At 33.9% G+C, this 10,779-nt stretch carries 9 protein-coding genes; all 9 read left to right on the forward strand.

The window, feature by feature from the left end:
• The first annotated feature begins 132 nt into the window (after positions 1-132).
• On the forward strand, positions 133-1,434 hold the full coding sequence (locus BKP45_RS07245) for an ABC transporter substrate-binding protein (RefSeq protein ID WP_071388980.1): 1,302 nt from the start codon (positions 133-135) through the stop codon (positions 1,432-1,434).
• 104 nt (positions 1,435-1,538) lie between these two features.
• Positions 1,539-2,399, forward strand: coding sequence for a carbohydrate ABC transporter permease (locus tag BKP45_RS07250; RefSeq protein ID WP_071388981.1), 861 nt, complete (start codon positions 1,539-1,541; stop codon positions 2,397-2,399).
• On the forward strand, positions 2,399-3,217 hold the full coding sequence (locus BKP45_RS07255; protein ID WP_071388982.1) for a carbohydrate ABC transporter permease: 819 nt from the start codon (positions 2,399-2,401) through the stop codon (positions 3,215-3,217). Before BKP45_RS07250 ends, BKP45_RS07255 begins: the two co-directional genes overlap by 1 nt.
• 22 nt (positions 3,218-3,239) lie before the next feature.
• Positions 3,240-3,920, forward strand: coding sequence for a YesL family protein (locus tag BKP45_RS07260; protein ID WP_071388983.1), 681 nt, complete (start codon positions 3,240-3,242; stop codon positions 3,918-3,920).
• Between the two features lie 24 nt (positions 3,921-3,944).
• The gene (locus BKP45_RS07265; RefSeq protein ID WP_071388984.1) at positions 3,945-5,612 is read left to right on the forward strand and encodes a glycoside hydrolase family 13 protein; all 1,668 of its coding nucleotides are present in this window, start codon (positions 3,945-3,947) and stop codon (positions 5,610-5,612) included.
• Positions 5,613-5,995: 383 nt separating this feature from the next.
• Positions 5,996-6,952 (forward strand): carbohydrate kinase family protein, encoded by a 957-nt coding sequence (locus tag BKP45_RS07270; protein ID WP_071388985.1) that lies wholly within the window; start codon positions 5,996-5,998, stop codon positions 6,950-6,952.
• Between the two features lie 13 nt (positions 6,953-6,965).
• Positions 6,966-8,435 (forward strand): sucrose phosphorylase, encoded by a 1,470-nt coding sequence (gtfA, locus tag BKP45_RS07275; protein WP_071388986.1) that lies wholly within the window; start codon positions 6,966-6,968, stop codon positions 8,433-8,435.
• A gap of 474 nt (positions 8,436-8,909) precedes the next feature.
• Entirely contained in the window at positions 8,910-9,605 is a 696-nt protein-coding gene (locus tag BKP45_RS07280; protein ID WP_245747393.1) for a DNA alkylation repair protein, read from the forward strand.
• Positions 9,606-9,842: 237 nt separating this feature from the next.
• The gene (locus BKP45_RS07285; protein ID WP_071388987.1) at positions 9,843-10,403 is read left to right on the forward strand and encodes a CBO0543 family protein; all 561 of its coding nucleotides are present in this window, start codon (positions 9,843-9,845) and stop codon (positions 10,401-10,403) included.
• The last annotated feature ends 376 nt before the right edge of the window (positions 10,404-10,779 follow it).

The raw sequence follows: 10,779 nt of genomic DNA on the forward strand, positions 1-10,779 counted from the left end.
GAAAATTTTATTTTTTACTACTTTATTAGCTTTTAGAGGAGGGGTTAGTATCTGATGGTTTGAAACCGGTACCACGAAGGGTCAGTTAGTTACTTAAATTCTCAAAATACATTAAAAAAGGAGATTGTCGTTATGAGTAAACAAAAACTATTATTTTGGTTTAGTGCGTTAATATTAAGTGTTTTGTTAGTAGGGTGTGGCAATAATTCGGGAAATGAAAATACAGAAAATGCGAATGTAGATGCCAGAGAACAAATCACCATCAATATATTTCAAGGAAAGGTAGAGTTTAGAGATCAATTTATTGAATTAGCAAAACAGTATGAAGAAGAAAATCCGAATGTCAAAATTAATTTCGCGGCAGTAGGTGGTGGAACTGACTATTTTACATCATTACGGTCTAAATTTTCTTCAGGTGATGAACCAGAGATTTTTAGTCTTGGAGGTCCTTCAGAACTTGTTGATTACAAACAATATCTAGCAGATGTTTCTGATACACAAGCGGCTTCTTTAGCTTTAGAAGGAACATTAGAGGGAATTTCAGATGAAAATGGTGTTTATGGCCTTCCGTTTAATTTAGAAGGATACGGACTTATTTATAATAAACGTGTTTTTGAAGAAGCAGGGGTTAAACCTGATGAAATCCTCACATATGAAGATTTAAAAACAGCTGTACAAACGGTTGACGAGCAAAAAGAGGAATTAGGAATTGATGCTGTTTTTGCTTTAGCTGGTAGTGAACTATGGGTTACGGGAAATCATTTATCCAATGTATTTATTGCTCCTGAATTTGATCATGATGTAACAAAAGCTTTTGAAAGCAATACTTTAACGTTTGAGAAAAGTGAAGAATTACAAAAAATGGTTGACCTTCAAAATGATTATGCTGTCCAACCATCATTAAGTGTCGATTACTCACAACAAGTAGAGCGATATTTTTCGCTAGAAAGAGTAGCGATGATTCAACAAGGAAACTGGATTTTCCCATCGGTGTATCAAATGGACCCTGAATTTGCAGAGAATGGAATTGGTATTCTTCCTATTCCTATGGAAGGTTATGAAGGGCATTTACCTGTTGGTGTACCAAACTATTGGGTTGTGAACAAGAACAAAGATGATGAAGTCGTACAAGCTTCTAAAGATTTCTTAGACTGGTTATATACATCAGAAGTTGGGAAAGAAACGGTCTTGACAGAATTGAATTTCATCCCGGCGTATGAAGGCTTTGATGAGTCTAAAATTGCTGATCCGTTATCAAGAGAAATATATGAGTATTCTACTAAAGGTAATACTGTAGGCTGGGTATTTATGGGTTACCCAAATCCATGGGGAGATATTTTAGGAGCTAACATACAAAAGTATATTGATGGACAAAGCTCATGGGAAGAAGTTGTAGAAAATTCCGTGAATGAGTGGGAGAACATGAGAAGATAACATTTTGGAATTTAAGTTAAACAGCTAACAAAATCTGTTTTGTTGGCTGTTTACATTAACCCCAGTCTTATTATTCAGTTTATTTATTGAGGAGGTACAAAAAAGTGAGAAACCGTGATGTTTCATTCTGGTTGTTTTTAACACCTGTCATATTGAGTTTAAGCTTTGTAGTTATTATTCCATTGTTATTTGGATTGTATTATTCATTCACTGATTGGAACGGTCTTTCTTATAATCAGTTTATTGGATTTGATCATTATGTTCGTTTATTTCAAGATAATCGTTTTATTAACTCAATTTGGTTTACTGTGCGTTTTTCAATCGTAACTGTGGTTTTATTAAATATAATTGGTTTAGGATTAGCATTATTAGTTACTAGGAAATTTAAATCGAGTAGCTTACTTCGTACAGTCTTCTTTATGCCAAATTTAATTGGTGGATTAATATTAGGATTTATATGGCAGTTTATATTCATTAGTGTTTTCTCAGATCTTGGTCATTCCCTAGGTATATCTGGATTAACAGGATGGTTATCGACACCGACGACTGGTTTTTGGGGCCTTGTGATTTTGACATGTTGGCAAATGGGTGGGTATATCATGATTATTTACATTGCTTATCTACAAAATATACCAACAGAATTAATAGAAGCAGCTGAGGTGGATGGTGCTAATTCATATCAACGTTTCTTAAATGTTACGTTCCCGCTTGTGGCACCGGCTTTTACGATTAGTATGTTTTTAACACTTTCGTCTTCGTTTAAAATATATGATCAAAACTTATCATTAACGAACGGTGGTCCGTATAATTCTACAGAAATGATTGCGATGAATATTGTGCATACGGCATTTACAAGTAATCAAATGGCGTACGGTCAGGCAAAAGCAATTATATTTTTTGTTTTTGTAGCAGCAATTGCTATTACTCAAGTCTACTACAATAAGAAACGAGAGGTGGACTTATAATGAAGAAGAAAAAAGGACAATTAATTTGGCTTCAGGTATTTGCAATATTATTAGGTTTACTATGGATTTCTCCATTTTACTTAATGGTCGTCAACGCATTTAAAACTAAACGTGACATTTTTTCAGATGTGCTTGGTTTACCTTCTGAATTTGCATTTGAAAATTTTGTTCAAGCATTTATCGATTTACAATTTGTAAGTTCGTTTTTTAACTCGCTATTCATTACGGTTGTAAGTATTGCGATTATTATTTTCTTTTCATCAATGGGTGGTTACGCATTGGCCAGAAATAAGAGTAAATTAAGTGGCGTCATCTTAATGGTGTTTGTGGCTGCGATGTTAATTCCTTTCCAAGCAGTGATGATTCCGCTTATTTCATTATTTGGACAATTTGATATGCTCAATCGTGTTGGGTTGATTTTTATGTATCTTGGATTCGGTTCGAGTTTAGCTATTTTTCTTTATCATGGGGCAATGACAGCAATCTCTAAAACAATCGATGAAGCAGCAACAATTGACGGAGCGTCAAAATTCCAAACGTTTTGGCACATTATTTTCCCGTTATTAAAGCCGATTTCTGTAACGGTGGGTATATTAAATGTTATTTGGATTTGGAATGACTTCTTATTGCCTTCACTTATTTTAAGTGACGCTGAAGCGACTATTCCTCTTCGTATGTTTATGTTTTTCGGTCAATATACACGTCAATGGCATTTAGCTTTAGCAGGTTTGACGATTGCGATCATACCTGTCATTATTTTTTACTTTGTTGCTCAAAAACAGATTATCAAAGGGGTTTCAGACGGGGCGGTAAAGTAATAGTTTAGGTGGTGGCATAACGATGGAAAAAATGATGAGTGGTTTCTATAACGTGAGTGAGTGGATCGCAAGGTTTGCGGTAGCGAATGTATTATGGTTGATCTTCACTTTTCCTTTTGGGATTGTTGTTGTGAACGTGGTGCTAGTTGACTCGTATTTTTTCAGCTTACCAATTATCGTGTATCTTTCGTTATGTTTTCCATTATTGGTGTTTCCTGCAACTACAGCGTTATTTGCAGTAAGTCGAGATTGGGTAATAGGACAGGATCAAGACAATATTATAAAAAAATATTGGAAATATTATGAAGAAAATTACAAAACAAGTGTAAAAATCGGAGTTGTTCTAACAATCGCGTGGATCGTTACGATAGGAGATATCTATTATTTTCAGAAAAGTGTACCAGTAGTCATGTATTTCTTTGTTGGTTTAGGGTTACTATTATTTGTAGTTTCGATTCATGCATTTTCTGTGATGGCTCACTTCAACATACGAGTGTTAGATGTGATGAAAAAGGCGCTTCTTTTCTCAGTTGTAAAACCGCAGATTAGTTTGTTCCTTATTATTGTTACAGCCATGATTTTATTTGTGAGTGTAAATTATTTGCGTTTTTTACTTTTATTTTTTAGTTTCTCGTTTATTTCCTTCATAGCAACCTCGTTATTTCTAAAAATGTATTCGTTGTTTTCGATAAAAAAGTCATGAGAGATTTAGGAGGAGTTTATAAGTATGAATAAAAAATGGTGGAATAACTCAGTTGTTTATCAGATATATCCAAAAAGTTTTAATGATACGAATCGGGATGGTATTGGGGATTTAAATGGAATTATTGAGAAATTAGACTATTTAAAAGAGTTAGGAATTGATGTCATCTGGTTAAGTCCTGTTTATGAGTCACCAATGGATGATAACGGATATGACATCTCTGATTATGAAAATATTTCAAAGGAATTTGGGACGATGGAAGAGATGGATCGTCTTATTCAGGAAGCCGATGATCGTGGGATAAAAATTATTATGGATTTAGTCATCAATCATTCTTCTGATGAACATCCTTGGTTTATTGAATCAAAGAGCAGTCGAGAGAACCCTAAGCGTGATTGGTATATTTGGCGTGATGGAAATGAGAGTGGGTCTTCTCCGAATAATCTCCGCTCGATTTTTGGTGGTTCTTGCTGGGAGTTTGATGAGGGGACTGGGCAATACTATTTTCATTCCTTTTCTAAAAAACAACCAGATTTAAACTGGGAAAACCCCCACCTGCGAGAAGAGATTTACCGTATGGTTCGTTGGTGGTTGGATAAAGGAATTGGTGGTTTTCGTGTAGATGCCATTACATTTATTAAAAAACCAGAGAAATTTATAGAAGAAGTTTCAGATGGGGTTGATGGATTAAGGGTAGTTAAACCTAATCAACCTGGTGTCGGTAAATTTTTAGCGGAACTTAAAAAACAAACATTTGCGCATTATAATATATTTACCGTAGCCGAGGCTCCGGGGGTTGAGTTAGATCAATTGGCAGAATATAGTGGTGATGAAGGTTACTTTGATATGCTCATACGATTTGACCACGTTGATTTAGATATGGGTGAGGATGGCAAGTGGTACACTAATAACAAGTGGACACTTGTTGATTTTAAAAAAGCAATATCGAAAAATCAGGAAGCGATTAAGGGAAATTATACTACTGCATTGTATTTAGAGAACCATGATCAACCGCGTTCGTTAAATCGTTCTATTCCGAAAGAGGATATAAACGAAAGATCTGCGAAATTGCTTGCTACGTCGTACTTTTTCCTGAAAGGTATGCCGTATATTTATCAAGGTCAAGAAATAGGGATGACAAATATCGAGTATTCAACCATCGAATCATATGATGATATTTCAACAATTGATCAATATAATGCAGCTCTTGAAGCGGGATATTCAAAAGAAAAAGCGATGTCATTTGTTTACAGAAGAAGCCGTGATAATGCTAGAACTCCGATGCAGTGGAGTGATAAAGAAAATGCAGGATTTTCAGAGGTTAGCCCTTGGTTGCAGGTAAATCCAAATTACAAAGAGATTAATGTGAAAAAGGCTTTAGAAAACAAAAATTCACTGTTTTACTATTATCAAAATCTAATTAAGATCCGCAAAAATCCGACCTATGTTGACGTGCTGATGTCTGGTGACTATGAGGAATTGTTTAAAGATCACTTAGAGGTTTTTGTCTATTTACGTCAACTAAATGATCAAAAACTTCTCGTGATCACTAATTTTTCAAATAAAGACGTACATTTAGATTTGAATGAAAAAGCAAAACAGATTGTTATTGGAAACTATGAGGATACACCGATGTTGGATGGAGAGGTAATGGTACGTCCGTATGAATGTATGGTATATGAACTAGATTAATTTTAGCTTGTTGATTTCGGGTATGGAGAGTAAGGGCTAATAATATATTAATAACCCTCGGGAGCGTGTAGATTCATACCCTGAGGGTTTTCTCATTTTGTTTGTGTTTATAAAGGTTAACGTTACCATATGGTAATTAACGTGAAAATTTAAAGTTTTATAGCTATTTATATATGAACTTTTTTTAAAAGTTAAGTAAATTTTGTGGTAACGTTTGACATAGTGGGTGATCCGTAGTAACATTACATACGTAAGCACTTTCAATTAAATGATTTGAAAATGTTTGCGAGTTTTATAGATTATTATTGTTTGAATAATAGATATCGGGTTGATTTTAGAAATTGTAATGCGTGAATAGAAGAATGAAAATCTGGGGGATGAAGATGCTTAATTTTGATCAAAGATTAGAATTTCAAAACAAAAGCAACGATATTTTAACTGTGGGAGAGCTTCTGATTGATATGATTTCTGCAGATTATGATGATGATTTTGATTGTGATACGTTTCATAAGTTTTTTGGAGGATCCCCATCAAATATTGCTATGAATGTAAAGAAATTAGGTATTCATTCTCTTGTTGCTTCTGCAGTAGGAGAAGATGGGTTAGGAAGATTTTTAATTAAGCATTTGAATAACGCTAATATGGATACGAGATGTGTTCAACAAGTTCCATATGCTACAAGTATGGTAGTAGTTTCAAAAAGTAAGAATACTCCTATCCCGATATTTTATCGTGAGGCAGACTATCATTTAGAATATACACCGCAACTTGAAGAGGCACTAATGAACTCGAAGATCGTTCATTTTTCTTGTTGGCCTATATCGAGAATGCCAGTTCGTAACACGATTGAAAAAGTTATTGAAACAGCAAAAGAGAATAATACGTTAATCTGTTTTGATCCAAATTATCACCCGATGATCTGGCAAAAGGGAGAAGACGGTATTGAATATGTTAAATCAGTCATTAGCAAGGTTGACATTGTAAAACCTTCTGAGGATGATGCAGAAAGATTATTTGGAAAAGATACTAATGAAAATCATATAGAGAAGTTTTTAAAACTTGGGGCGAAACTTGTTATTATGACCTTAGGTAAAGATGGTGCTATTGTTTCTAATGGAGTAGAAACAATTAAATTAAACACTTTAGCCACAGAAGTAGTTGATACTACAGGAGCAGGTGACGCATTTTGGTCAGGTTTTTATACTGCAGTAGTAAAAGGATACACGATTAGAGAAGCGTTAAATTTTGGTTTTGCAGTTAGTGCTTATAAGTTGAAATATACAGGTGCAGTTGTCGATTTACCAAAGTTAGAAGAAATTAAAGAAATCTATGGAATATAGGAGGTAATTGAAGATGGCAGTAAAAAATCAAGTACAACTTATCACTTATCCAGATTCAATGGGAGGAGATTTAAAGACACTAAATCAAGTGCTTTTAAATCACTTTTCGGACATTTTTAAAGGTGGTGTGCATATTTTACCACCATTCCCATCTTCAGGGGACAGAGGTTTTGCTCCGTTAACTTATTTAGAAATTGATCCTAAATTTGGTAATTGGGAAGATGTAAGAGAGATAGGCGAAAACTTTGATGTGTTAGTTGACTTAATGGTTAACCATATTTCAAAACAATCTTCTTATTTCCAAGATTTTCTTAAAAAAGGGCGTAAATCAGAATATGCTGATTTATTTCTAACTATAGATAAAATTTGGGAAGATGGAAACCCAGTGAAAGAAGACATTGATAAAATGTTCTTACGTAGACCATTACCTTATTCAACCTTTACTATTGAAGAAACTGGTGAGGAAGAGAAGGTATGGACGACGTTTGGTAAGACGGATCCATCGGAGCAAATTGATTTTGATATAAAATCAGAAAAAGTAAAACAGTTGTTTGTCGACTTCTTTACAAATTTCAAAGAACAAAATGTAAAAATTGTCAGACTAGATGCAGTTGGATATGTGATTAAAAAACTTGGAACAAGCTGCTTCTTCGTTGAGCCAGAAATTTATGAATTTCTTGATTGGATTAAGGAGTTAGCGGATTCGTTAGATATTGAATTACTTCCTGAAGTACATTCTCATTATTCAATCCAATACAAGTTGGCAGATCATGGCTGCTGGATCTATGATTTTATTTTACCGTACAGAATCCTTGATACACTAGTAAATAAGTCGAGCACTGATCTTTGTGAATATCTTAAAGATCGACCTGAAAAGCAGTTTACAATGCTAGATTGTCATGACGGGATTCCTGTTAAACCAGATCTTGATGATCTTATCGATACAAAAGAGGCAAGAAAATTAGTCGATGTATGTTTAGAAAGAGGTTCAAATCTTAGTCTGATTTTATCAGATGAGCATAAGGCTGAGGATGGGTTTGATGTTCATCAAATCAGATGTACGTATTACTCTGTTCTTAATTGTAATGACGATGCATACTTAGCAGCGAGAGCAATTCAATTTTTTGCGCCTGGAGTACCTCAAGTTTATTATGTAGGTCTGCTAGCAGGGGAAAATGACGAAGAAAATATTAAAGAAACTGGTGATGGACGTGAAATCAACCGTCACAACTATACCCTTGAAGAAATCGAACAATCATTAGAAAAAGAAACAGTGCAGAGGCTATTAGAGCTTATTAGATTTAGAAATGAATACGATGCATTTAATGGAGAATTTACAGTTTTAAATTCTGCTAGTGATGAAGTACGACTTTCTTGGGAAAAAGATGATAAGCAATGCACACTGTTCATTGATCTTAATACGAACAAAACAGTCATTGACTATATTGATGAAAATGGTAAAGAAGTTCAATATATTGTTTAATTATTGAAAACAATAGTGATTCAATCAAAAAAACGAGAGACTTGTGCTCTCGTTTTTTTGATTGAATTTTTTAGGATACTTTACTTACGATTACTATTTATCCATATAGTTCTAAGCTTCTGCTGCACCAAATTCAGGGTCTTCATCTTGTCACTAAGATGCTATATCTAGTTACGTTGAATCGTTTGTAACTAGATATGAATTTATCCCACTCTTAAGGGGCAAGTAAGACCCCCACCTCAAAACTTAAGAAAATCAAGTTTAGGTGGGGGATAAACTGCCCCTAAAGGTCCGATAAGTTGAACTTCAATCAGTGGGGGATGAAGGAAAACCTCCACTGATTGAAGTTCAGCTTTATGCGGTTTTGTTTGGGGATGATGGAATTGACTTAAGTTATAGCTTCGATTAGATGGTATTTTAATTAGTGTAAATGAAATAACTCGAGTGTTTTAAAATGGAAAAGGGAGTGTATTTGTGGACTTGAATCCTGGTAATGCTGATAATGTTGATAATGCTCTAGCTTCTGTAATCCGAGTATTTGAAGAAAGTAGAAATGATCAGAATGCTATTCTGATGAAAAGGTATATGAAAAATAAATTTGAATTTTTAGGTATTAAAGCGCCGGAAAGAAGGGAAATTATGCGACCGTTAATGAAGGAAGCTAAGAAATTTCCTAGGGAACAGATGGTTGAATTTGTGAAGAGGCTTTGGGACTTATCGGAGAGGGAATATCAGTATTTTGCATTAGATTATTTAGAAAAAAATATAAAGGTATTAGTGGAAGAAGATATTCAGTTTTTGGAGTATCTTATCAAGACGAAATCTTGGTGGGATACAGTTGATATTCTAGCAAGTAAATGTGTCGGATATCATTTTACTAAGTATCCAAATCTAATTACTGAATATGGAGTAAGGTGGGCTGTATCGGAGAACATATGGTTACGGAGAACAGCTATACTTTTTCAGTTGAAGTACAAAGAAAAAACGGATAAAGAACTATTGTTTCAAATTATTGAAAAGAATGCACATGATGATGAATTCTTTATTCAAAAAGGAATTGGCTGGGCCCTCAGAGAATATTCGAAAACAAATAAGGAAGAAGTTGCTGCTTTTATTAATAGTCACCCTTTATCAAACTTAAGTAAGAGAGAAGGGAAAAAATATCTATAATAAAAACCGCTACTAGTTCATTTTGAACTGTTCATTATATTTTTACTTCAGAGGTCGACTTTATTAGGTTAAATCGGGCTAAAGTTTAAACCCTTTGAACTCGTAGGATTTGTAAAAAATAAAAAAATTCGTGAATGAATTGTACTTAAGCTTTTTTATGACATAATTAACAACAGTGTTTTAGGACTGGTAGGCACTAAAATAACACATGCTATTGCGTAAGGAGTGTGTTTTTTTATGAGTAATCAACCAACTTGGGAAGAAATCGTAAATTTACGAGAAATATTAAAAGAAACAAATGTTCAATACTGGTTGAATGAAAACTTATTTACATTTCCTTGGTGGTTTTTACTTATTACAATGATTTTATTTTGGGTTATATGGTGGATAATCGTAGATAAGTCTAAACTTATGGAAATCTTATTATATGGAATAATGGCCACAGTGATCGTAATATTATTAGATGTTATAGGGGTTTCACTTATGTTATGGGGATATCCGAACATGTTAACTCCTTTAATCCCTCCGATATTTGCAATAGACGTTGGTCATCTACCTGTATTGTATATGGCTCTTTATCAATATTTTCCTTCGTGGAAATCATTCTTAGCGGCTATGATAATAGCAGCTTTCGTTTTTGCATTTATTTTTGAACCCTTTACCGTTTGGTTAGGAATTTACGAATTAAATAATTGGAAATATATTTATTCATTCCCAATTTATATTTTGATCGGGGTATTTTTAAAATGGTTATTAATAAAGGTGAAGTGTTTAGAAAGTTATTCATCGTCACAATAACTATGACTTATTATTTAGAGTGAAAAGTGTATTTTTGGGTTGGCAATGGCCACTAAAAGAGGCTCTACTTTGTGGAAATATAAAAGCAAAGATGGAATATTATGATAAAAAAGAGCTAAAACCGAAATAAAGTGGTCCCTATGTCAAGGACACTTTGAAAAAAAGGCCTTAAATTTTGATAATTAATATCGTATTCTTCCGTTAAGGAGGAGATACGACAAAAGAACCAGTAACTCTTCTGCCTCAGAAAGTTACTGGTTCTTAAATTTTATCCGTGTCTTAGATGTATTTATGAATAGAAGTTTTATAAAGTCTATTGATAGCTTTCAAGTATTTATGTTGGGGGAAGGTGTTCCGTGTTACGTTCAGAGGTATT

Source organism: Anaerobacillus alkalidiazotrophicus, assembly GCF_001866055.1.